At 41.9% G+C, this 22,023-nt stretch carries 24 protein-coding genes and 1 pseudogene; 17 read left to right on the forward strand and 8 right to left on the reverse strand.

Annotated features, from left to right (window positions below; genetic code table 11):
• Positions 1-4: 4 nt before the first annotated feature.
• The 3 genes from cofG to AOB57_RS01370 are packed head-to-tail and all read right to left on the reverse strand — an operon-like array spanning position 5 to position 2,465.
• Entirely contained in the window at positions 5-1,006 is a 1,002-nt protein-coding gene (gene cofG, locus AOB57_RS01360; RefSeq protein WP_054298880.1) for a 7,8-didemethyl-8-hydroxy-5-deazariboflavin synthase CofG, read from the reverse strand.
• Positions 1,007-1,029: 23 nt separating this feature from the next.
• Complete coding sequence (locus AOB57_RS01365; RefSeq protein WP_054298881.1) at positions 1,030-2,307, reverse strand: phytoene desaturase family protein; 1,278 nt, start codon at positions 2,305-2,307, stop codon at positions 1,030-1,032.
• Positions 2,304-2,465 carry a 4Fe-4S binding protein gene (locus tag AOB57_RS01370; protein ID WP_054298882.1) on the reverse strand — a complete coding sequence of 54 codons (162 nt, stop codon included), beginning with the start codon at positions 2,463-2,465 and terminating at the stop codon, positions 2,304-2,306. The genes AOB57_RS01365 and AOB57_RS01370 overlap by 4 nt, the downstream gene beginning before the upstream one ends.
• Positions 2,466-3,434: 969 nt before the next feature.
• Between AOB57_RS01370 and fpoA the strand changes: the two genes are divergently transcribed.
• From fpoA to AOB57_RS01435, 13 genes are read left to right on the forward strand one after another with little or no spacing between them, the layout of a single operon-like run.
• Positions 3,435-3,809: a F420H2 dehydrogenase subunit FpoA gene (gene fpoA / locus AOB57_RS01375; RefSeq protein ID WP_054298883.1), complete on the forward strand. Its 375-nt coding sequence runs from the start codon at positions 3,435-3,437 to the stop codon at positions 3,807-3,809.
• Positions 3,797-4,348, forward strand: coding sequence for a F(420)H(2) dehydrogenase subunit B (gene fpoB, locus AOB57_RS01380; protein ID WP_054298884.1), 552 nt, complete (start codon positions 3,797-3,799; stop codon positions 4,346-4,348). The genes fpoA and fpoB overlap by 13 nt, the downstream gene beginning before the upstream one ends.
• Positions 4,349-4,395: 47 nt before the next feature.
• Positions 4,396-4,872 (forward strand): F420H2 dehydrogenase subunit FpoC, encoded by a 477-nt coding sequence (gene fpoC, locus AOB57_RS01385; protein WP_054298885.1) that lies wholly within the window; start codon positions 4,396-4,398, stop codon positions 4,870-4,872.
• 11 nt (positions 4,873-4,883) lie between these two features.
• The gene (fpoD, locus tag AOB57_RS01390) at positions 4,884-6,008 is read left to right on the forward strand and encodes a F420H2 dehydrogenase subunit FpoD (protein ID WP_054298886.1); all 1,125 of its coding nucleotides are present in this window, start codon (positions 4,884-4,886) and stop codon (positions 6,006-6,008) included.
• A 5-nt stretch (positions 6,009-6,013) separates the two neighbouring features.
• Entirely contained in the window at positions 6,014-7,054 is a 1,041-nt protein-coding gene (gene fpoH / locus AOB57_RS01395; RefSeq protein ID WP_054298887.1) for a F420H2 dehydrogenase subunit FpoH, read from the forward strand.
• 7 nt (positions 7,055-7,061) lie between these two features.
• Complete coding sequence (gene fpoI / locus AOB57_RS01400) at positions 7,062-7,472, forward strand: F420H2 dehydrogenase subunit FpoI (RefSeq protein ID WP_054298888.1); 411 nt, start codon at positions 7,062-7,064, stop codon at positions 7,470-7,472.
• Positions 7,469-7,786: an NADH-quinone oxidoreductase subunit J gene (locus tag AOB57_RS14760; protein ID WP_264371707.1), complete on the forward strand. Its 318-nt coding sequence runs from the start codon at positions 7,469-7,471 to the stop codon at positions 7,784-7,786. The genes fpoI and AOB57_RS14760 overlap by 4 nt, the downstream gene beginning before the upstream one ends.
• The gene (gene fpoJ / locus AOB57_RS14765; RefSeq protein ID WP_054298889.1) at positions 7,776-8,027 is read left to right on the forward strand and encodes a F420H2 dehydrogenase subunit FpoJ; all 252 of its coding nucleotides are present in this window, start codon (positions 7,776-7,778) and stop codon (positions 8,025-8,027) included. Before AOB57_RS14760 ends, fpoJ begins: the two co-directional genes overlap by 11 nt.
• Positions 8,024-8,326: a F420H2 dehydrogenase subunit FpoK gene (gene fpoK / locus AOB57_RS01415; protein ID WP_054298890.1), complete on the forward strand. Its 303-nt coding sequence runs from the start codon at positions 8,024-8,026 to the stop codon at positions 8,324-8,326. Before fpoJ ends, fpoK begins: the two co-directional genes overlap by 4 nt.
• Positions 8,320-10,338: a F420H2 dehydrogenase subunit FpoL gene (gene fpoL / locus AOB57_RS01420; RefSeq protein WP_054298891.1), complete on the forward strand. Its 2,019-nt coding sequence runs from the start codon at positions 8,320-8,322 to the stop codon at positions 10,336-10,338. The genes fpoK and fpoL overlap by 7 nt, the downstream gene beginning before the upstream one ends.
• Positions 10,338-11,825 carry a F(420)H(2) dehydrogenase subunit M gene (gene fpoM / locus AOB57_RS01425; RefSeq protein ID WP_054298892.1) on the forward strand — a complete coding sequence of 496 codons (1,488 nt, stop codon included), beginning with the start codon at positions 10,338-10,340 and terminating at the stop codon, positions 11,823-11,825. Before fpoL ends, fpoM begins: the two co-directional genes overlap by 1 nt.
• A gap of 3 nt (positions 11,826-11,828) precedes the next feature.
• Positions 11,829-13,274, forward strand: coding sequence for a F(420)H(2) dehydrogenase subunit N (fpoN, locus tag AOB57_RS01430; RefSeq protein ID WP_167829654.1), 1,446 nt, complete (start codon positions 11,829-11,831; stop codon positions 13,272-13,274).
• A gap of 13 nt (positions 13,275-13,287) precedes the next feature.
• A complete protein-coding gene (locus AOB57_RS01435; protein WP_048166209.1) occupies positions 13,288-13,683 on the forward strand; it encodes a F420H2 dehydrogenase subunit FpoO in 396 nt (131 codons plus the stop codon).
• Positions 13,684-13,746: 63 nt separating this feature from the next.
• Here AOB57_RS01435 and AOB57_RS14995 read toward each other — a convergent pair.
• Positions 13,747-13,842: pseudogene (locus AOB57_RS14995) on the reverse strand (DUF2196 domain-containing protein); the annotation flags it as partial.
• 379 nt (positions 13,843-14,221) lie between these two features.
• On the opposite strand from AOB57_RS14995, the gene AOB57_RS01445 reads away from it, so the two are divergent.
• Positions 14,222-15,958, forward strand: coding sequence for an ATP-dependent nuclease (locus AOB57_RS01445; RefSeq protein WP_167829501.1), 1,737 nt, complete (start codon positions 14,222-14,224; stop codon positions 15,956-15,958).
• A gap of 286 nt (positions 15,959-16,244) precedes the next feature.
• Here the strand turns inward: AOB57_RS01445 and AOB57_RS01455 are convergent, their stop codons facing one another.
• The 3 genes from AOB57_RS01455 to tnpB all read right to left on the reverse strand — a co-directional run bounded on the left by AOB57_RS01455 (position 16,245) and on the right by tnpB (position 19,784).
• Positions 16,245-17,003: a hypothetical protein gene (locus AOB57_RS01455; RefSeq protein WP_048166206.1), complete on the reverse strand. Its 759-nt coding sequence runs from the start codon at positions 17,001-17,003 to the stop codon at positions 16,245-16,247.
• A 54-nt stretch (positions 17,004-17,057) separates the two neighbouring features.
• Positions 17,058-17,840: a DUF488 domain-containing protein gene (locus AOB57_RS01460; RefSeq protein WP_226999576.1), complete on the reverse strand. Its 783-nt coding sequence runs from the start codon at positions 17,838-17,840 to the stop codon at positions 17,058-17,060.
• A gap of 831 nt (positions 17,841-18,671) precedes the next feature.
• On the reverse strand, positions 18,672-19,784 hold the full coding sequence (gene tnpB, locus AOB57_RS01465; protein WP_054297574.1) for an IS200/IS605 family element RNA-guided endonuclease TnpB: 1,113 nt from the start codon (positions 19,782-19,784) through the stop codon (positions 18,672-18,674).
• Between the two features lie 45 nt (positions 19,785-19,829).
• Here tnpB and tnpA point away from each other — a divergent pair, with 45 nt between their 5' ends.
• From tnpA to AOB57_RS01480, 3 genes are all read left to right on the forward strand, one after another.
• The gene (tnpA, locus tag AOB57_RS01470; RefSeq protein WP_054297573.1) at positions 19,830-20,225 is read left to right on the forward strand and encodes an IS200/IS605 family transposase; all 396 of its coding nucleotides are present in this window, start codon (positions 19,830-19,832) and stop codon (positions 20,223-20,225) included.
• Between the two features lie 160 nt (positions 20,226-20,385).
• Positions 20,386-20,793 (forward strand): nucleotidyltransferase domain-containing protein, encoded by a 408-nt coding sequence (locus tag AOB57_RS01475; protein WP_226999577.1) that lies wholly within the window; start codon positions 20,386-20,388, stop codon positions 20,791-20,793.
• A complete protein-coding gene (locus AOB57_RS01480; protein WP_054298109.1) occupies positions 20,790-21,215 on the forward strand; it encodes a HEPN domain-containing protein in 426 nt (141 codons plus the stop codon). Before AOB57_RS01475 ends, AOB57_RS01480 begins: the two co-directional genes overlap by 4 nt.
• 349 nt (positions 21,216-21,564) lie before the next feature.
• Here AOB57_RS01480 and AOB57_RS14385 read toward each other — a convergent pair whose 3' ends face one another.
• Complete coding sequence (locus AOB57_RS14385) at positions 21,565-21,801, reverse strand: hypothetical protein (protein ID WP_226999578.1); 237 nt, start codon at positions 21,799-21,801, stop codon at positions 21,565-21,567.
• Positions 21,802-22,023 lie beyond the last annotated feature (222 nt).

Consider the following 22,023-nt stretch of genomic DNA (forward strand, 5'->3'; position numbering starts at 1 on the left):
CATTTCAGGGCTGTTTCCTATAACCCTCCGAGTCCGAGAGCTGTGCTATCAGCCCGGATAACCTGTCTGAATACCACCCTCTTTTCACATACTGGGGGTAAATCGGCAGGCGTTCCCTGAGCAGAATCGATCCGAGTTTCTTTTGCAAATCCCTTACATCCGGCCATTCTGCTTCAGGATTAATCCAGTCAATTGTCAGCGGGGATATACCTCCAAGGTCACTAACCCCTTTCGCGATAAGGGCCTTAGGGTCTATAAGGTTTGGGGCAACCTGCACTGCCACATCAGGAGGAAGGATCTGCCTGGCAAGGCATATAGTATCAACTATTTCCTCTACCGCAGGTTCTGGAGAGTTTTCCATATATGTTCCGGATTTTGGGATAAAATTCTGGATAATAACTTCTTGGATATGCCCATATTCCCTGTGAAGACCTGCAATAGCCTCAAGCGACTCAATTCTGTCCTCTCTTTTCTCCCCTATCCCTACAAGAATGCCGGTAGTATAGGGAATTCTGAGCTTTCCGGCTTCCCGGATAGTATCAAGCCTGAGTTCGGGAAGTTTGCCAGGGCAGTCTTTATGTGCATCAAGAGCTGCCATGCTCTCAAGCATCAACCCCATGCTTGCATTCAAAGGCTTTAAAGCCTTAAGCTCCGAGTGCGTCATGATACCCGCATTCGTATGAGGAAGAATTCCAATATCGATCGCAGCTTCACAGAGAAAGAGAAGGTATTCAAGAGTAGAAGAATAGCCAAGTTCTTTTAGCCAATTCCTGTACTCCGGCACCTCATCTGGAAACTCGCCAAAGGTGAAAAGGGCTTCAGTGCACCCCGCCTTTGCCCCATTCTCAAGCACAGGAAGAATTTCTTCAGGCTTCATGAGCCTGGCGTCCGGTTGCCCGGGTTCCCTCCGAAAGCCGCAGTACCCGCAGCGGTTCCTGCATATATTGGTCACAGGGATGAAAACGTTCTTCGAGTAAGTTACAAAATCGGGATTTTTTGGTGGAATGATAGAACACCTGCTGAATTTGTTTAACCAAGAATTTTTTTCATGGTTGCAGCCACGCCGAGAGCCACGCCTTCAACTTCTATGCCCCCTTTTCCTTTGGCTCCATCCCCCACGACGTAGAGCTCTGGAATCGGGGTTTCATTACCAGGGTCAGTACCAGATGTTGCCCTGTTTACTGGCCAGCTGTCATAGTATGACTGGATAAGCAGGACTTCATATCTCTTATCGGGGAAGATTTCCTTAAGATCCTGAAGCCCTAATTCGATTTCAGCCTCGAGATTTTTTATATTCTCAGGGGCTACGTACTGATGGGACATTGTAAGGTGTTTGCCCGGTGGAGCAAGTCTCGGGTCAACCTGGGTAACCTCATTTATCCCATTTACCCTTTTCGCATATGGGGTGAGAAGGATGCCTGAATGCCCTACAAGTGGCTCATCTGCAGCAAGGCAGATCTTTATGCCAGCAGACGGTCTCAGGGTCTCAAGCTGTCTCAAGTATCCTGAGTTTTTCTCTCCTGAAAGGGCCTCTCGGCAAAGGCGGGCTGTTGCAACATGCCCGAGATTACTGATGATCAGGTCGGCTTTATGAACTTCCTCGCCAATAAGCACACCTGCAGCTTTACCATTCTGCAGAAGGATTTTTGAAACCTCAGCTCTGGTATGGATCTTTCCGCCGTGTGCGGCAATCACACTCTCCAGGGCGTCGATTATTCCTTTGCATCCGCCTACAGGAACACCAGGCCCGCCGAACCTGTACATGTTTTCGATTATCTCGAAAATTTCTTCTACAGGCACTTCGTCACTTCTGAGACTCAGCGCCCAGCCGCAGAAAGAGTCGGCAAATCTCACAAGCCATTCGTCCTTAATCTGGCTCCTGATCCAGGCCTGGAGAGTGCTCCCTGTCGGTCGGTTCTTTCGCGTACTCACTGTAAGAAGGGCAATCTTCAGGCGGTCTTTATGCGAGAGAAGTGTGGGAAAATCGGAAAAAGGAATATCTTTGAAACCTTTACTGTAATCTGGGCTGTTCTTCTTCAGGGGAACTCGCACTGTTGTTATGTCTGACCGCACGATCTCAATGTCAGCTCCGACTTCACTGAGAAACTGTGCTAGAGGGCCTGAAGGTCCGTGGGGCAGGATGTGGAGAGCTCCACTCGAGAGTTGGAATCCTTTATAATTCAGGTTTGTAAACCTTCCTCCTGTGATAGGAAGTCTCTCATAAACCTCAACCTGATATCCTGCCTTTGAGAGCCTGGCTGCGCTTAAGAGCCCTCCAAGCCCTGCACCAATTACAATTGCTTTCACGCCGGCACCTCTATGGCTTTAACAGGGCAGTAGATAGCACAGATCCCGCAATCTATACAGGCATCGGTAGTTCGTGCCTTCCCTTTTACCTCTATTGCTCCTTTCTTACAAAAAGAAGCACACTGGCCGCATCCTACACAGTTATCATTGATCTTCATGCGATTCCACCAGCTTTCCTATCATGAAAGACTTATTATAATGTGTTGGTACAGTGTGTTCTCAGGCTTATATCCCGGCGTGAATTTTCCCTTTGCCGTGAATGCGGCAACTATATGTTGTAATCAGCGATATGTGATTTATTTATTCCCTGTTGAATATTTTATAATGTAATGTTCGGAATATATCATAATTTCAGCATTACAAGCGAAGCAGAAATGAAATCTCTCGCCCCAGCCTTCAAAGGTAGCTTAAAAATATTTTAAGCTCATTATTTTATACTTCAATGCTTACTATTAAATTTTTAACCTTTAGATTTATTACGATTATTCATAATATTTATGTGATTCTTTTATTCAATTTGAAATAATTAATTTGTATATATAATTATTCATACCGTATAGGATTAATTATATATGTAATAAATTATATTATTAGAGTTGTGGCATTCTATGGAGAATAACATAATTAAGGGTAATATAATGTCATAGACGAGCAAGTGTTTTTATTCTATTTTTTAAACATGCTCATATTCTAAAAGAACATCTTTAATTACTTAAACTCAGATTTATATAAATAAAAATTATCTAGTAAATAATTATAAATATCTCCTAATACAATTGCAGGATTAACTATAGTGTACTGTAATGATAATTATTAATTATACTAATTTCACGCAACTGAATTAATACTGTCTAAAACAAGAAATATCCGCACTTCCAACAATTTATTATACAACTCCGGGCAATGAATCAAATTTTTCAGAGCCCGAAAGCAAATGTCTGAAAACAGGAATCCTTTTACTGCAATTAAGGATTAGTGGATTCAGGTGTTTCCAGAAAGGCCTGTGTCTTGACTGAACACGATTTGCTTAAAACCCGGGTGTTCGGACGCAGTTTATGTCCAAAACCCCGCAGTCGATGTCATGTAACGCTGCAATCCAGGTTGCTGCATTTCAATAGGTGATATTAATGTCTGGAATAATTGATAGTTACATACCAGTCGCCATATTTCTTTTTGTGGCACTTGTTATGCCACCAATGACAATGTTTATGGTAAAGCATCTGAGTCCGAGGAGCAAGGCAGCAGGCAAGTACACGACATATGAATCGGGTTCGGTTCCCACAGGAACTGCAAGGATCCAGTTCAATGTTGAGTATTATCTCTATGCGATCGCTTTTGTGATCTTTGATGTGGAAGTGCTTTTCCTTTATCCGTGGGCCACAGTCTATAAGGGACACGGGATTACCTCTATCGCAGTAGCTGAGATGTTTCTTTTTGTTTTTGTACTGCTTTTTGGATACATTTATCTTTGGAAGAAGGGGGCTCTCACATGGGTGAAGTGAAGGAGAAAAAAACGAATAAAAACAATGAAAAGTCTGAAGAAATTCCTGGGGTCATCACGACAACAACCAGTGCTATTCACAATCTTCTCAAGAAATCCAAGGTTCAGGACATTATCAACTGGGGAAGAAAAAACTCGCTCTGGTTTATGACTCAACCTATGGGCTGTTGCGGTGTTGAGATGATCGCTACAGGCTGTGCACACTATGACACTGACCGTTTCGGGATAATTCCGAGGAACTCCCCGAGGCATGCTGATGTCATGATAATCAGTGGGTATGTGACAAAGAAATACCTGCCTGCTTTAAAGAGGCTCTGGGAACAGATGCCTGCTCCGAAATGGGTAATCTGTATGGGAGATTGTTCCATTAGTGGCGGGCCTTTCTACGAATCCTACAGCACTGTGCAGAATATTGATGAAATCTTCCCGATTGATGTTTACATTCCTGGATGCCCTCCGAGGCCCGAAGCCCTGATTCAAGGATTTGTGGAGCTTCAAGAGAAAATTAAAGCCAAAAAAGACCGAGGCACGGGATACTAAGACTGTTGAGGCTCTTTTTGACCTTCAGATTCATTCGAGGGAAAATTATGGATGTTACAGAAATTCTTAAGTCACTAACAGGTGCGTTTCCTGAGGCAATTTTCGAAGCAACAGCCGAATCCAAAATCCGCGCCAGGGCTTACGTCGATAAAGAGAAAGCAAAAGAAGTCTGCCAGTACCTGAAGGATTCCCTTCAATTCGACCACCTCTGTTCAGTCTGCGGGGTGGATTACATAAAAAGGAATGAGTTTGAGGTAGTCTATCATATTGCATCATATAACCATCCTGTAGTTCTTACGCTCAAAGCCAGACTTCCGAGAGATTACCCGGAAATCGAATCAATTGTATCGGTATACTGGAATGCAAACTGGTATGAAAGGGAAACATACGAACTTTTTGGGATCCTGTTCAAAAACCACCCTAATCTGAAGCCACTTGTACTTCCCGAAGATATGCTCGGAGAATGGCCTCTCAGGAAAGATTACGAGGGCTTCCCTAATAAAACAGCAAGAAATCTGGTATGAGGGGGTGGAAAATGGAAGAAAAGCTTGAACCAAATGAGATGATTATACACCTGGGCCCTCAGCATCCCATGCAGCCCGGACCCTTCAGGTTGAACCTGAGATTAAAAGGAGAAACAGTCGTGGATGCCGAGGTAGAACTGGGATTCATTCACAAAGGTATTGAAAAAATTCTGGAGAATAAGACCTACCTCCAGGGAATTACAATCGTGGATAGGATATGCTACCTTGCAGCCCTTGTAAACGAAGAATGTTTTGTAGGCTGTACTGAGAAACTGCTGGACATCGAGCCGCCTGAGCGGGCTCAGTATATTAGGGTCATTCTTGAGGAACTCACAAGGATTCAGAGCCACTTGCTGGGTATGGGTGAATTTGGAGAATTCATTGGCTTCGTGTCCATGTTCATGTACACAATCAGGGAAAGAGAAGAGGTTCTTAGCCTTATCGATATGGTCACAGGAGCCAGGATTACTCACAGCTACCTGAGATTTGGAGGGGTGCGTGACGACCTTCCGGATGGCTTTAAAGAAAAAGCGATTCCTGTCCTCAACAATCTGAAAAAATCCATCGATGACTTTGAAGAAATGTTCCACACTGACAGGATCTATAGGGAAAGGACCGTTGGAATCGGTGTCCTGACTGCAGACATTGCAAAGGAACTTGGGGTTTCAGGGCCTCCCCTGCGTGCAACCGGTGTACCTTTTGACATTCGGAAAAATGAGCCTTATCTGGTTTATAAAGATCTGGACTTCAAAGTCTGCACGGAAACCGCAGGAGATTCTTTTGCAAGAGTGCAGGTCAGGCTCAATGAGATGAGGGAAAGCATCTACATAGTAGAACAGTGTCTTGACCAACTTCCAGGCGGCTCAATTTTTCCGGAAGATACCCTGTACGGCAGGAGAACCCCGGTGATGAGAGTTCCGCCAGGTGAGGTATTCCACAGAGTGGAAGACCCGAGAGGGGAAATGGGAATGTATATGATCTCCGATGGCTCGGACAAACCGTACAGGGTAAAGATCAGAGGTCCTCACTACCCAACCCTGCAAGCTCTGCCTCCGCTTATCAAAGGCACGACTGTTGCAGACGTAGCGGCAATTTCGGGCAGTATGGACGGCTGTACCAGTGAAGCGGACAGGTGATTACAATGCCAATAGAAATTCCTGAATTTATACTTCCTTTACTCCCCTGGATTCGCGGAACTGTCGGCCTTTCTCTGGTTGGATTTATCTTCATAGCAGCTATGGGAGCTGTGTGGCTCGAAAGAAAGCTTTCTGCCGATATCCAATCCAGGATGGGACCCTGCCGTGTAGGAAAATACGGGCTTTTGCAGCTCGTAGCCGACGCAATCAAGCTCTTTACAAAAGAAGACTTAAGACCACTGAATGCTGACAGCTTGCTTTTCAATAATGCTAACATCTTTATGATCAGTTCGGTCTTTCTTATGCTGGTAGCCATCCCCGTGGGCGCGGTCTTTATTAATGGGGTCGAATACCCGCTTGCGGTCACTCAGATGGACATAAGTGTGCTTTATATTGAAGCGATGTCCGCAATCTCAATCTTCGGGATTTTCATGGTGGCTTACGGCTCGAACAATAAATATTCCCTGCTCGGAGCTTTCCGAAACTTCGCCCGGATGGTCGGGTATGAAGTGCCTCTCGGATTAAGCGTGGTAAGTATAGCTATCATGACAGGCTCCCTGAGTATTGTGGAAATATCAAGATCACAGGGACTTCTATGGAATATCTTCCTTCAACCTATTGGATTCTTCGTGTTCTTTGTATCCCTTATGGCTGATATGGGAAGGCTTCCCTTTGACCAGAATGAGTCCGAAGAAGAACTCGTAGCAGGCTGGATTACGGAGTACTGTGGAATGCGGTTCGGGCTCGGTTTCTTTGCCGAATATATCCACATGATCCTCGGTTCTTTCCTTGTAGCCCTTCTCTTCCTAGGCGGCTGGAACGTACCTTCCTTTGTTGCAAACAACCCTGTGCTTGGTCTTATAGCCCCAACAGGATTCCTGCTTGTGAAAACTGTCTTTGTACTTATGGTAATTATAGGTCTCAGATGGGCTATTCCGAGATTCAGGATCGACCAGGTTGTTGACCTGAGCTGGAAGAAACTGCTTCCTCTTGCCCTTTTAAACCTTGTCTGGGCTGTGGTGCTCGGACTCTACCTGGGAGCGTGATGAAATCATGGTTCTTAAAAACATTAAATACGCGGTTAGAAACATAACAAGGCCTCCCGTTACCAGGATGTATCCGGAAAAAACTACAGAACTTTCCGACCGGTTCAGGGGGCTTCAGATACTTAATAAAAGTAAATGCATAGGCTGTGGTATCTGCGCCAATACCTGCCCTAACGCCGCAATCAAGATTGTAAAAGCTCCTATTGCGCCAGGCAGTGAGAAACAACGCTGGTTCCCTCAGATTGACATAGGACACTGCCTTTTCTGCGGGCTTTGTATAGACCAGTGCCCGAAAGGCGCGCTTTCAAGTGGTAAGGAATACGCTAAAGGTCTCGTTAAATGGAAGCATAAAGACTTGCTTATGACCCCTGATAAACTCGCCAGAGAAGTCGATCTTCAGAAAGGTGACGAGAGATGATCTGGCTCGAAGCGATGGGACTCGAGACTATAGGACTCGAAATTGGAGCAGCTGTGCAAATGGCTGTTTTCGGGCTTCTTGCAGTTATCACAATATTTTTTGCAATCTTTGTGGTAATTGCAAAAGATGTTGTCCGGGCTGGACTTGCTCTTATTATGTGCATGTTCGGAATAGCTGCTCTCTATATCCTCTTAAACGCCCAGTTCCTGGGAATTATCCAGGTGCTGATTTATATAGGAGCTATCGGAGTACTGATCCTCTTTGCAGTTATGCTTACAAAACGTGAGATAGGGGGTGAACCAGGTGCGGACTAATCAGCTTCTAGCCTTTTTTGTAGCCCTGCTCTTTACAGCTGTAGTGATAATCGGAGCCTTCGGAACCTCCTGGAATACAGTTTCCGAACTTCCTGCAAATCCTGCCGACCAGAGTAATATAGAGGGTATAGGTGTGCTGACCTTTACTCAGTATGTAGCGCCTTTTGAGGTCCTTTCAATTGTCCTACTAGCATCCCTTATAGGAGCGATCTACATGGCAAAAGGGGAGGGAAAACGATGATTCCTTTAGGTTTTTACCTCGGGCTTGCAGCCCTGCTTTTCTCAATCGGACTCTATGGTGTAATGACGCATAAAAACGGCATCAGGATGATAATGTGCATTGAACTCATGCTCAACTCCGCAAACCTGAACCTTGTAGCTTTCTCAAGTTATACAAATACGCTTGACGGTCAGGTCTTCGCTATGTTCTCAATTGCCCTTGCAGCTGCCGAGGCAGCAGTTGGGTTTGCAATCTTCATGGCAATCTACAGAATGCACGACAATATCAACCTTGATGAGCTCAACATCCTGAGGTGGTAAAAACGGCTCTGGAAGAGTTCGCATTTTTAATCCCCCTGCTTCCTGCACTGGCTTTTGTAATCACTTTCTTCTTCGGCAAAAAAATGTCATCAGGCGGTGCAATCGTTCCTATCCTGGCAATTGCTGCCTCCTTCATAATCTCTTTAGTGATTACGCTCAGGCTGCTGGCAAACCCGGAAGAGGTTGTAAGCCAGTCCTATTCCTGGTTTGCAGTGCTCAATATCGGAATATTGATTGACCCTCTGGCTGCAGTAATGCTGTCAATGGTCTCCTTCGTGAGCCTGCTTATCCATATCTATGCAGTCAGCTATATGTCCCATGACCCGGGAAAACCCAGATACTTTGCAGAAACTGCGCTCTTTACTGCGGCAATGCTTTCCCTTGTGCTTTCGGACAATATTCTTCAATTCTTTGTCTCCTGGGAACTTGTAGGGTTATGTTCCTATCTCCTTATTGGCTTCTGGTACGAAAAGCCCTCGGCTGCAGCCGCTGCCAAGAAAGCTTTCCTGACAACCAGGGTCGGAGATGTGATGTTCCTTACCGGGATAGTCACACTGACATCTGATCTCCTGAGACTTGCAGGAGGTTTCCAGGACGGAACATACCTGCTCCGTTTTGACGAGATCTTCAGCTACATCCCGCAGCTTTCAGCTCTTCAGGCAAATATTTTTGGCTTTGAAGTAAGCCACCTTACTATTATCACTCTGCTCTTCTTCGGAGGAGCCGTAGGAAAATCCGGGCAGTTTCCCCTGCATGTATGGCTGCCTGATGCAATGGAAGGCCCAACAACCGTCTCAGCCCTTATTCATGCTGCAACAATGGTTACTGCCGGGGTCTACCTGGTCGCAAGAACCTTCCCGATGTTTATTGCAGCCCCTGAATCCCTTATGGTGGTTGCCTATCTCGGAGGCTTTACCGCGCTTTTTGCAGGCACTATGGGCATTGTAATGAACGACCTCAAACGTGTGCTTGCTTACTCAACCATAAGCCAGCTAGGGTACATGATGCTCGGTCTTGGAATGGGTTCAGCAATAGGGCTTGAAGCCGTCGGCATTTCCATATTCCATCTGATCAACCATGCTTTCTTCAAAGCGCTTCTTTTCCTCTGTGCTGGCAGCGTAATCCATGCCGTCGGCACTCAGGATATGAGGGAGCTCGGAGGCGTAGGAAAGGTAATGCCGATTACGGCAGTTACTATGGCAATTGCAGCCCTGGCTCTTGCAGGGTTTGGAATTCCAGGGACTTCAATAGGAGCAAGCGGCTTCTTCTCAAAGGATGCAATTATTGAAGCTGCCTATATCTTTGGAGAGCACAGCAACAACTGGATTCCCTATCTGTTCGCAATTGCAGCCGCACTCCTCACGTCGATTTACATCTTCAGGCTGATCTTCATGACCTTTACTGGAAAGCCCAGAAGTGACTATCACGGACACGAATCTCCTGCCATTATGACCATCCCCCTTTCCATTCTGGCAGTCTTTGCCCTAGTGTTTGGAGGGCTGACACAGACAGGGTTTATGGCTTTCCTTGAGGAGACCTTTGTCAACACTTTCGTGAATCTTGACATAGGAAGCCTTGCAGGCATCGGCGGATATGAGCTTGTAGAGGCAGCAGGGCATGAGCCTCTTCTTGTCCTGTGGATGCCTTTGATTGTAGCCGTTGCAGGTCTTGCAGTCGCTTTTATAATCTATTATCTGAGGATAATCAAGCTCGGACCTCTCGCTTCAATGAAGAATCCGGTTTACAGGCTGCTCTACAAACGCTATTATCAGCACGAGATATATACTGAGTTCTTCTCACTCGGAATAGTATACGGTGTAGTTGCTCTTCTTACTCAGGTGCTTGATGTAATAGTTGACAGCATCGTGGAAGGAATCGGAATTCTTACAGTCGGTGTAAGTGAGGAACTCCGGAGAATTCAGACCGGAGTTGTCCAGACTTATGCAACTGCCTTAATTGCAGGTGTGAGTTTGCTAATTATACTTGTTAAGTTAATAATGGAGGTGCTCTGATGCTGCCGGTTGCATCACTGTTGATTTTGGTGCCGCTGATTTTCGCAGCCGTGACCTTTTTCACAAAAACGAAAAAACAAGCTGCAGGCCTGGGCTTTTTAGGGTCCATTGCAACTCTTGGTCTTACCCTGTATGCCTACCTGAACTTTGACAGCAGTACTGCTACCATTCAGTTCTTTGAGTCTATAGAATGGATTCCCTCTCTCGGGGTTAACTATTCAGTAGGGATCGACGGCATTTCCATGCCTCTCATCCTCCTGAATTCGATTGTTATCCCGTTCCTGATCCTTTACAGCTGGAAGGAAGACAGGGAAGCCCCTAACAGGTTCTATGGTCTGATCCTTACCATGCAGGCTGCAGTTATAGGAGTCTTCGTAGCCCTTGATTTCCTGGTCTTCTATATCTTCTGGGAGCTTACCCTTATTCCCCTCTTCTTCATGGTGAATATCTGGGGAGGAGAAAAGCGGGTACATGCGTCGTACAAGTTCTTTATATACACGCATGTAGCCTCCCTGATAATGCTGCTTGGGATCTTCGGTCTCTTCTACGCCTCCTGGCAGCAGACAGGGGCTCCCAGCTTCGATATAAGAGAACTGGTTGCGCAGTTCAAGTTCTTTGAATCCAGCCTGTTGAGGGATGCGATTTTCCTCTCGATTATCTTCGGGTTCCTGGCAAAGCTGCCGGTTTTCCCCTTCCACTCCTGGCTTCCGGATGCTTATACCGAAGCCCCTACGGCAGGCAGTGTACTTTTTATCCTGCTTAAAATCGGAGGGTACGGGCTTTTCAGAATCTCGCTGCCCATGCTCCCGAATACAGGCAGCCCTGAACTTATAATTAACATGCTGGGATTGCTCGGAACTTTCAGCATAGTGTACGGGGCGCTTGTGGCTCTGAGGCAGAAAGACCTCAAACGCATGATCGCTTACTCCAGTCTGAGCCACATGGGATTTGTCGTACTGGGTTCGGCTGGCTTCATTGCACTGTCAGTTTCAGGTGCTATGTTCCAGCAGTTTTCCCACGGGCTTATAATGAGCATACTGTTCATGTCTGCGGGTGCAATCCAGACCACAACAGGCACACGGATCATCAACAATCTTGGCGGGCTTGCAAAGAGAATGCCGAAACTGACTGTGCTTATGATGGTCGGATTTATGGCATCCCTCGGCCTGCCCGGGCTTAGCGGCTTTATAGCCGAGTTCCTAGTGTTTACCTTTAGTTATGTCAACCTGCCTGGTTTTGTCCTGTTTGCCCTGCTGGCAATAGTGATTACTGCAGGTTACCATCTCTGGGCAATGCAGAGGGCGATGTTCGGAGTGTACAATGCGAAACTCGGGGATATCAGCGATATTAACTCCCTTCAGGTCTTTTCAATGGGGGTAATTGCCCTCCTTGTGATTTATTTCGGCTGGAACCCGAATCCGGTGCTTAATATGATGATTACGAACTCGGAAGCAATAGTTAGCCTTGGGGCTGCCCTGGGGGTGTAAAAAATAGTGAATTTTATGTTACTTGCACCTGAAATCGCAGTCGCTGCAACCAGCCTGATTATACTGCTAATAGGGGTCTTCATGTCCCCCAGGACCAAGAATGTGCTCGGTTACTTGGCAACCCTGGGAGTGCTTGCAGCTCTGGTACTGACTGTACAGAGTTTAGGGACCGAAGCTGTGATATTCTATGATACTGTCAGTATCGATGCCCTTTCCCAGTTCTTCAAGCTGGTATTCCTGGCAGTTGCACTGATCGTCTCGGTTGCTTCAATAAAGTACAACGAAAACAGCGACCATACCGAAGAGTTCTACTGCCTTGTGCTCTTCGCAACTTTCGGGATGATGGGTGTGGCATCCGCAAATGATTTGATCCTGCTCTTCTGTGCCTTTGAGCTGGCAAGTCTTGCTACTTTTGCGCTTGCAGGTTTTGAGAAGCAGAATGCAAGGTCGCTCGAAGGCGCCATGAAATATTTTGTAATAGGTGCAATCTCTTCAGCGCTCATGCTTTTTGGCATCTCTTTTGTCTACGGGGCAACAGGCACTACCAGAATTCCTGCAATTGCTGAAAATGCCGCTTTTCTGGCTCAGAATCCTATCGGGCTTGTCGCCATCGTGCTGCTTATTGCAGGTTTTGGCTTCAAGATGGCGCTTGTGCCTTTCCACATGTGGGCTCCTGATGCCTATCAGGGCTCGCCTTCAGTAGTTTCCTCCCTGCTTGCAGCCGGGTCGAAAAAGATGGGTTTTGTGGCAGCTTTCAGGGTTTTTATTCTGGCTCTTCCAGCCCTTCAGGTTGACTGGCAGCTTGCATTTACAATTCTTGCAGTCGTTACCATGACCTTCGGAAACGTGGTTGCAGTATCGCAAACAAGCGTAAAACGCATGCTTGCCTATTCTTCCCTTGCCCAGGCAGGGTATATCGCAATGGCTTTTGTGGTAATGACCCCAATGGCGCTTACAGGTGGGATCTTCTATACCCTTGCCCATGCCTTTATGAAAGGAGGAGCATTTATTGCAGCCGCAGCCGTTGTCTGGATGGTAACCTCACAGAAGACAGGGGATCTAATCACTCCGGATCATCTGGACAATTTCAGAGGTCTTGGAAAAACAATGCCGCTGGCAGCTCTTTCAATGACGGTTTTCGTCTTTGCCCTTGCAGGTATCCCCCCAACTGCAGGTTTCATGGCAAAGCTGTTGCTCTTCTCTTCGACTATTGAAGCAGGAATGGCATGGCTTGCAGTAATCGCAGTCCTGAATAGTGCCCTTTCGCTGTTCTATTATGCAAGGCTTGTAAGATACATGTATTTCCTGCCCCCCGACGGCAAAAAGATAGGAATGCCTTTCCAATATGCGGCAGCTCTCCTGATTGCAGTAGCCGGCGTGCTGGTAATGGGAATCTGGTCCGAACCCTTCCTGCAGTGGGCAATGGATGCAGCACAGGTATTAGCCTAAGGAGGTATGAGAAATGACAGATTGTGATCTTTGCGGACGTGCACTCCCGACCGTTATCCCGGTCAAAACCTTCCCTCCCCTCCTCAAATTCGCCTATCCAGAGGGTGTGTGGAAAGGACTCTGTGCAATCTGCCTCGATTCCGCCCAGAAAACCTACATAAGCATTGATAAAGAAGAACTTTCCTGCAGGAGAAGCAAATGTGCTCTGTGCGGAAGAAAAGGCAGGGTTTACCCTGTAGAACTTCAGGTCCCCGATTTCTCAAAAGGAATCGTGAAAAAAGAAGCAAATGTCTGTACAATTTGCCTTAAAGGAATCAATGAGGCTTATATCAAGTTTAAAAGAGAACAGATCGAGCAGGCTCACGAAGAGGGCAGAATACACGGGCACGAGCATGTGCATGAGCATTAAGTGAAGCTGCGTTTTGCGGCTTTATTTCTTTTCTTTTTTTGAATTAATTGTTATTTTTAAGATTCAATGTGCAAATCTGTTAATCAAAATTTGTAATTGGTGCACAGTTAACTGGACTTTTATTCCTTGCGGATGAGTTGAAGAATTGGTTAATATTCTTCTTACAACGCCCTCTGAATTTTTCCGGTTTTCTGGTCTTGTTTTTAAACAATCCCTACGTTCATCCCTTCTTTAATATTTGCTCTGATAGTACCGTTGCTCATGCTGGGAGGTAAGTTCAGGATTATATAAAGGTGTGAGTTTGAAAAAAGTAAATTTCGAATTAGTTGGAACAGTACCGTAATACTGTATCCAGAATGTTCCTTTGGTTGGAGGATAAAGAAAGAGATAGGGAGGGGTGAGAAGGAAAGATGAGTTTTTTACCATTATTGTACTCCGACTCTGTCAACTGCAGCTCTTAATATAATAATTAGAAAATTAAATATCTATAAATACATTAGGAAGTAACTGGCATTAATTACTAGTGGAAGTAATTAAAGTGAAGATTAAACAGCTAGAAATTGATGGTTTTAGGTGTTTATGTAACTTAACAATTGCATTTGAGAATGATATTACTCTAATAGTTGGAGAAAATGACAGCGGTAAAAGCTCTATCATCAGCTGTTTAAATCTTTTTACGGAAGATTATTCATTAGAACTTGATGACTTTAATTATGGACGTGAAGAAATAGAAGTAAAACTAGTTACGGAAGACTTTGAATTTATAAAAAAATACAGCAAAGAAAAATTTCCTGACTCTAGTTTTATAATAAAACCAAGTCAAAAGTTCATTCAAGAAACTAAAGAATTTCTAAATTCTTTACCAGGTAGCTTAACTGAAGCTCAAGAATCTAAGATCAAAGATTTAGCTAAAATGTTTGGATTGACTGTACGCGTAAATAGTAGCATCCAAACTTTAAAAAATCAGTTAGTTTCGAAATTATCTGAAGATGAAATAACCATTAGTAATGGGCGTTTTTTTGGATTAAATAAAATTCAACTCGATGGAAAACAATTTGAAAATGTGGAATTTTTTTTTAAGGAAGTTTTTCTCAAAGACAAACAAGCTAATATTTGGGACACAAAAATTCAAGATGAGAAAACAATTAAAGAAATAATTCAAGAAGAATTGGATCGTTATGCCAAATCAATTTCTGAAAACCTTGAATCAAAAGGAATAAAAGAAAAATTGAAACAGTATTTAAATCGACTTACTGATATTAAAATAGAACCCCTGTTTGAACCTAAGAATTTAAATATCTATTCAAAAGTTAAATTTTTAGAAAATGGAAATGAAATTTCCGTTGAAAAAAAGGGGGATGGAACCAAAAGAAGAATTTCTTTAGCATTACTTGAATACAAAATGGAAAGTGAAGAGCCATGCAAAGACTCAAAATTGTATATACTAGATGAGCCAGACACACACTTACATGTAAAAGCACAGTTAGAACTATTAAACATTTTAAAAGAATTAGGTAAAAAAGGCTGTCAAATTATCATAACTACTCACTCACCCTTTTTAATAAATGCTATAAAGCCAAAACAAATACGTCTATTAGTCCAAGAGAACGCAAATGAAACAAAGATCAAATTTCTAAAAAATGAACCGGAAACTTCAGATGAGATCTTAAGAAAACTTGGAATTGAAAATATCTACTTGTATTTTGCCAAGAAAATTATTATTGTAGAAGGTGAAACAGAAGAATCATTTTTGCCAAGGATTTATGAAAAAATATATGATGTTTCATTAAATAGTGATTTAATTAAGGTAATAAATACAAGAGGAATAAAGAATATTCCTGGTTTTGCAAAAGCTTTGTTAGAGTTAGTGGACGAAAATAGTATTTACGTCGTTAAGGACAATGACGCAAGCGAAGAAACTTTAAAATTAATCGATGAGCTAAAAATCCACCCAGATAGGCAGATCACTGTAGGAACAAAAGAATTTGAAGATTCATTTAGTGATGATGTTATATATGAATCTTGGAAAAATTACTTAGTCGAGTGTGGAAAAGATATTAGCAAATCCAGATGGACTTTGGAAAACATAAATAAATTAAGAGAGGAATGTAGCTCTAATCCTGGCAAAAAGTTCAGTTCAGAACTTCAATCTTTAAATAGTGGCAGTGGAAAAAAATTCAGGAAAATAATTTTTGGAGAAGTATTAGGTAATTATTGTGATAAAACAAAAATCCCTAGTGAAATAAACGAATTATTGCTTAAGTTATCTAATTAATTTTTGCTGTTGGGTACTTATCTTTTATACACACATTGAAATACTTTCCATGTGAACCTGCACGAAGAAGATTTTGAAGAATATTGTAGGAACGCCTTTATATTGATATATACTTTCTTATTTAAATTCAACTTCTAATACTTTTTACTCTCATCACAACCTATCGATTCAATATTTGATGATAAAACTGTTCTTTCTATCAATCCATCTTTTTAATAAAATAGACCTTCAACTATATAATTTTTTTACAATTTGGATTTTCATAATATACATGATATAAAAACTTTCAAAAATCAAAAAGTTCCTTCTGCTTTTCGTCTTTTTTCTTTAAATAGAAAATCCCAATAATCATCCAAGTCTTGAAGCGGAAATGGGTTCCCATTACAAAATAAAGATCTCTTTCCTTCATGAAGTCATAAAACCTGTTTCGAATCTTTTTTTCAATGGATGCAGGATTTGCGTCAGTCCGCATAATATTTCTTGCAAGTTCGTTAAATTCCCAGTCAAGCAGGATAATCTGGTGTCCTCTGCAGGCAGGATTGTTTTTGCACCTGAAATTATATCTTAATTCGACAGGCATTTTGACTTTTTCTCTTTTCTCGACCAGATAATCGCCCATCAAATTAAAGTACTGCTGCTTGTCATATATTTCAGTACTATTTATTTCTACCTTTACATCAATAAGTTCAGGCTTTACTACTCCAAGACTTGCATTCTCTTCTGTTAATTTTTCTATTGAACTTACTTTCGACCGGAGTAAATTTCTTAGCTCTTCGTCCTCAACAGGAGAATGCAGGTTCTTGTAGCGGATTTGCTTTCTGCTTTCTTTTCTTTGGTCGTTATCCGGTTCTGTAAGGACAACTTCAATCCTGTCTTTCTTCTTAAAATCGATTGACTTTTCCCCATAACTGAATTCGAAAGGATAAACTCTCCTGAACTCTCCCTTCTCATTTATTCCGGCAACACATACAAGATAACCATGTTTTTTACTTTCTTCTGGTGTAGCCCTCACCAGAACTAAGATTCTCTCGGTTTCCTGTTTCAATCAGGAAAAGCCTCCAAAAAATATGACAATAGTATTATATGGCATTTATGTGTTTCAGATATTTAAAACTTCCACATTTTCTTTTTGGACTATATTTCGTGCAATAACTCCACGATGACACCTATTTACGTCCGCCTCAAAACACATTAGTGCAGCACGATGGTTTCGGCTTAACTCCACAATTTTATCTAAAAGTTCAGGGTTTTTTTTTATTGTGGTTTTCTCGTAATTTTCAAAGAGCTTTTCGTAATCTTTGTATGTGGCAAGGGCTTTTCTTTTTTCTCCTTCTATTCCAAGCTCAGGAATGTGAATATATTGAATCTCTGAGTTCTCAAGATAATTTTTAAGTCTATTTTTTGTAAAACTAAACTTCATACTGAAGGGATTCTTCCTAACGTCAATAAGAATATCTATGGAATTCTGAATTAAGATATTAAGGAAAAGGTCAATGTCTCTTCCTTCATATCCTATGGTGAAAAGACATGGTTCCTGTTTTCTCTCCTCTTGAGGGGGTAGAAGCTTACTTCTTATCGTATAAGCAGGGAATTTTCGATAGACATATGCCTTAATTTCTTTGTCAGAATTAAACTTCCCGACAACTCTGTTTATTTTTAGAGCTACCTTCTTGTCAATTCCCTTTAGAAATGCCTTACCATTTTCGGTTAGTTCAAGTTGCTTATCCTTCTCTATGATATAGCTTTCTTTTTGCAGCTTGGAAATATCGTTATAACAAACGATAGAGAAAGGTCCATAGTTATAAGGGAAAAAATTGTAGAATTTAATTAACTTATCAATTCGTTCTACGTGCACTAACAAAAAAAGACTCTTCACTACCATAAACTTAGAAGATAAGTCCCGTTCATGTAGTTTATATATAGTGTAAAGAAGAGCTCTTTGTTTGTGGTTTAAATTTTTCATTAAATTACCATCTATTGATTGCTTGTTTATGTTCAGAATATTTTCATTTGATTATTTTACATTCTTTTTGAATTAGCAAGTTTGTGTAAATTTTTACCAAATGACTTTTAATGTTTTATTTATTATGATTCTAGCAAAATTATAGATTACGATTACATTAAGCTTTAGGTCCAATAAGAATTCATTTAGTTAAAATGTCAATCAAAAATCGAACGAACTCGAAAAACCTGCGTTTTCCGGTCAACTTGTTGAGACAGAGGCTGAGATTGCAAGAAGAGAAGGCAGGGAATATGAGACGGCGGAGGTTTTGCTTGAGAGAATAAAAGCGGAAAAGAGGAAAATAGAAAATGTGAAAAGCAAGAAAAAATGACAATGTTATATCTTTTCGAATTTAATCTCTTTTCTTCTTTATTTTTCAGGAAAGGCCGCCTGCTGCGCAGCCGTTGAGTATCTCGGAGTCCAAGAATTCTATAATTTTCCGGTTCGCAAGCTCAAAATTAATTAGTTTGACATTTTTCTTCTGCTAAGATTTTAAGATAACGAAGATCCAGCCAGGATTTATGGTCATGCCATAATCGTTTAATATATTGAATGATCATTCAACATATTGAATGATAGACGAATTTAACAAATGTGTTGGTAGTGAACTACCACTGAGCTAAAGACTCAGTGGCTTCCTGTTTCATTCCCCTTTCTACTGAAAGCAAGTCAACAGGCTCTTCCCCGCGTTCCGCAGGTGTTGAATAGGTTTCAAACCCCTATTAGGTTTTGATCTATGAGAGCGAATTTCTTAATGTTGATAGCGGCGTTAATGTCCCTATCATGCTTTGTTTTACAATCTGGGCAAGTCCATTCTCTATCTTTCAATTGAAGCTCTTTATTGTGGTATCCACACACACTACAGAGCTTAGAAGAGGGTTCAAATTGTCCTATTCTCAGAACAGTTTTCCCAAACCATTGAGCCTTATATTCCAACTTTGTTACAAAACTACTCCATGCAGAATCACTTATAGCCTGTGCTAAATGATGATTCTTAACCATGCCTTTAACATTTAGAGTTTCCAGAGCTACAGCTTGGTTTTCGCTAACAAGTCTAAAAGAGAGTTTGTTCTGGAAGTCATTTCTCTGATTTGTTATTTTGTCATAGAGTACAGCAAGTCTTCGTTTAGCTTTTGCTCTGTTCTTAGAGCCTTTCTGTTTCCTTGATACTCTTTTCTGTAATACTTTGAGCCTTTTAAGAGAGTTTTTCAAGTACTTTGGATTCTCAACCGTTTCTCCTGTTGAAAGGACAGCAAAGTCTTTGATACCTACATCAATTCCTACTGTTGTTGATTCTGTGAAAGTTTCCTTTACTGGAAGTTCTTTTCCATCTTCAACAAGGATACTAATGTAGTAATCTCCTTTACAAGTCTTTGAAACGGTTGCTGTTTTCAACTCACCTTCAAAGTGTCTGTGCAGAACTGCTTTAATCTCTCCAATTTTAGGAAGCTTAACAGTGTTGTTTTCAAAATCAACACTATAGTGCTGAGGTACTGGGAAAGACTGTATAGGATTCTTTTTAGACTTAAATTTAGGGAATCCGTTCTTTTCTCTAAAGAATCTAGTGAAAGCGGACTCTACTTGTTTAGTCATTCCCTGTAATGATTGAGAGTTTACCTCACCTAACCATTCATTAGAGGTTTTTAAAGCTGGAATTAATTTGTTTAAGTCAAACCTAGAAATAGACTTTCCAGTTTGTTCATATGTTTTAATTTTCTGACTGAGTGCCCAGTTATAGACAAAGCGGCAGCTACCTATGTGCTGATTAAGTTTACCAGCTTGGGCTTCTGTCGGATATAGTCTAAACTTGAACGCTTTCATCATACATGGTATTATATGCTTTACCAACATATATAGTTTTTGGTAAATATGGAGTATGAGCACAAGAATCACAGTAAGTTTTTGCTTATGTACCATGTTATTTTTGTTTGCAAGTACAGGAAAAAGATATTAGAACCACTTAACGCAGAACTTAAACAGACTATTCACGATATTGAAAAAGAGTCTGACTTTGAAATACTGGAAATGGAAACTGACAAAGATCATATCCACATGTTAATTAAGAGTGAGCCTAAAGTTTCAGTTGTATCTATAGTTAGAAAACTGAAACAAGAGACTACAAATAGGTTATGGAAAAGTCAAGGCAACTATCTTAAAAGATATTATTGGGGAGAAAAGACTTTGTGGAGTGATGGGTATTTTGCCTCAACTATAGGAAATGTTAGTAAGGAAATAGCTGAGGCATACATCAGGAACCAAGGTTAAGTTGACGCTTACATCCACTAGGCTAAAGACCTAGTGGTTTTACGCTTCTTCCTATAAAATCCTGGGATGGTTTCTTTCCCACCCTACCAGTTCCATAAACATTAATGAGCTTTCCCGTGAGCTTGAGGTTTCACCCGGCAGCGTCAAGAGGTTCACAGATTTGTTTTACAGAGAACAACTTGTGGACATGGAAAAAATCGGTACGGCGCATATGTTTACCCTTAACAATTCCAGCTATATAGCAAGGGAATTGAAAAAAACTTTTATGGTGCTGAAGCTGTGGGAAGGAAAGCTGGAAGAACTGGCTCCAAATGCGATTTCTCTTGCAGTGTACGGGAGCATAGCATCTGGAAGTTTTGATGAAAAAAGTGATATTGATGTTCTGGTAATTGGAACAGAGCAGGACGTTAATTATGCACTCGTTCCAGAAATTGAAACAAATGTCGGGCATGAGCTTCAAGTGACTGTTATCCCTTACTATGAATGGGAGAGTCGAAAGAAAAAAGATGATCCCTTTGTCCTTAGCGTACTCACCAAACACATTCTTTTCACGGGTGCGGAACTATGAACTGGAAGGAGTGCCAAGCCGAAAAACTGATTAAGCATGATTCCCGAGCTTGGGAAAGAATACCTGTATCGATATCAGCGGCAGAACGTTTTCTGCGCTCCGCACAAAAGAATTTGGAAATCGACGAGTATGAAATGGTGCAGCTAGCTGCATATAATAGTGCATTTCATAGTGCTAGAGCTTTACTTTTCTCAAAAGGCTATACAGAACGCAGCCACTCCTGTCTCAGTATCGCACTTAAACATCTGTATAAAGATGATCCTCTCCTACTAAAACTCGTAAACGTCTTCGATAAGATGCGCATCTCTCGTCACAACGTCCAGTACGGCGGAACTTTTGTTACTTTCGAAGAAGCCGTATTTTCTATAAATTTTGCGAAAGAAATGTATGATACCGTCTCTAAGATTCTGCGATCATATTGATGACTTTTTTGGCACTTGCATGCACTTTGCTTTCTCTGTCAATCCAAAAACTAAACAACAAGAGAAAAAACAGAAAAACTGAGGCAGTCCATTCTTGCAATGGTTTTTTCCGGTCAACTTGTTGAGACAGAGGCTAAAATTGCAAGAAGGGAAGAATAGAAACTAAATATACGTTAAAAAGCTAAAGAGATAATCTCGAAGCATATAAACCTAGGTGCGTACAGCCCATTTACAAGCTTTATTAGCTCCTCGTACTGTCGCACTCTTTTACAAACCGTATTAATGCATGGTCTATGTTATTACAGTTGACAAAGAGAGGTTTGTCCGTAACCGTAATTGTAAGGTTCGACTATCCATCCCACTCGAATTCTGCAGTAAAACCCTGTCCCGAAAGCTCTCCCTCATTCCCAGGCGGGACTGTTATTCCGGCGTCCTGAAGTCTCTCCTTCATGCACTCAAATCTGTCAGGTGTGACATTAACGAGTTTAATAGGCATGCACCCGCTCCCTCCTAACTGCACCTGAGCAAATCCCGCAGAGAAAACCAGAAACAGGACTAGCAGAAAAAATACCAGTTTGATTTTCACTTTTTACCCCCTTTCCGAATTCAGCTATTTTATTCGACTATTTATTCGGTTATTTACTTGGCTACTTATTCGACTACTTATTCGGCTATTTGATTCAGCTAATGCATCGATATAATAAAGTAAAATAATCAATGCAAATAAACGATATCAAAATTAATTTTTGTAGGATTAATAATAGATTAATTATATATTTAAGCGCTCTTAATTATCGAATTTCTATTG

Origin of the sequence: Methanosarcina flavescens, from assembly GCF_001304615.2 — an archaeon.
GTDB lineage: Archaea > Halobacteriota > Methanosarcinia > Methanosarcinales > Methanosarcinaceae > Methanosarcina > Methanosarcina flavescens.

What these genes read in the sequence shown, in the direction of transcription:
- fpoH (WP_054298887.1), top strand. Translation starts at nt 6,014, where the DNA reads ATGCCAATAGAAATTCCTGAATTTATACTTCCTTTACTCCCCTGGATT.
- AOB57_RS14760 (WP_264371707.1), top strand. Translation starts at nt 7,469, where the DNA reads ATGATCTGGCTCGAAGCGATGGGACTCGAGACTATAGGACTCGAAATT.
- fpoC (WP_054298885.1), top strand. Translation starts at nt 4,396, where the DNA reads ATGGATGTTACAGAAATTCTTAAGTCACTAACAGGTGCGTTTCCTGAG.
- AOB57_RS01435 (WP_048166209.1), top strand. Translation starts at nt 13,288, where the DNA reads ATGACAGATTGTGATCTTTGCGGACGTGCACTCCCGACCGTTATCCCG.
- tnpB (WP_054297574.1), bottom strand. Translation starts at nt 19,784, where the DNA reads ATGATGAAAGCGTTCAAGTTTAGACTATATCCGACAGAAGCCCAAGCT.
- fpoB (WP_054298884.1), top strand. Translation starts at nt 3,797, where the DNA reads ATGGGTGAAGTGAAGGAGAAAAAAACGAATAAAAACAATGAAAAGTCT.
- fpoA (WP_054298883.1), top strand. Translation starts at nt 3,435, where the DNA reads ATGTCTGGAATAATTGATAGTTACATACCAGTCGCCATATTTCTTTTT.
- tnpA (WP_054297573.1), top strand. Translation starts at nt 19,830, where the DNA reads ATGGAGTATGAGCACAAGAATCACAGTAAGTTTTTGCTTATGTACCAT.
- AOB57_RS01480 (WP_054298109.1), top strand. Translation starts at nt 20,790, where the DNA reads ATGAACTGGAAGGAGTGCCAAGCCGAAAAACTGATTAAGCATGATTCC.
- fpoM (WP_054298892.1), top strand. Translation starts at nt 10,338, where the DNA reads ATGCTGCCGGTTGCATCACTGTTGATTTTGGTGCCGCTGATTTTCGCA.
- AOB57_RS01460 (WP_226999576.1), bottom strand. Translation starts at nt 17,840, where the DNA reads ATGGTAGTGAAGAGTCTTTTTTTGTTAGTGCACGTAGAACGAATTGAT.
- AOB57_RS01370 (WP_054298882.1), bottom strand. Translation starts at nt 2,465, where the DNA reads ATGAAGATCAATGATAACTGTGTAGGATGCGGCCAGTGTGCTTCTTTT.
- fpoI (WP_054298888.1), top strand. Translation starts at nt 7,062, where the DNA reads ATGGTTCTTAAAAACATTAAATACGCGGTTAGAAACATAACAAGGCCT.
- fpoD (WP_054298886.1), top strand. Translation starts at nt 4,884, where the DNA reads ATGGAAGAAAAGCTTGAACCAAATGAGATGATTATACACCTGGGCCCT.
- fpoK (WP_054298890.1), top strand. Translation starts at nt 8,024, where the DNA reads ATGATTCCTTTAGGTTTTTACCTCGGGCTTGCAGCCCTGCTTTTCTCA.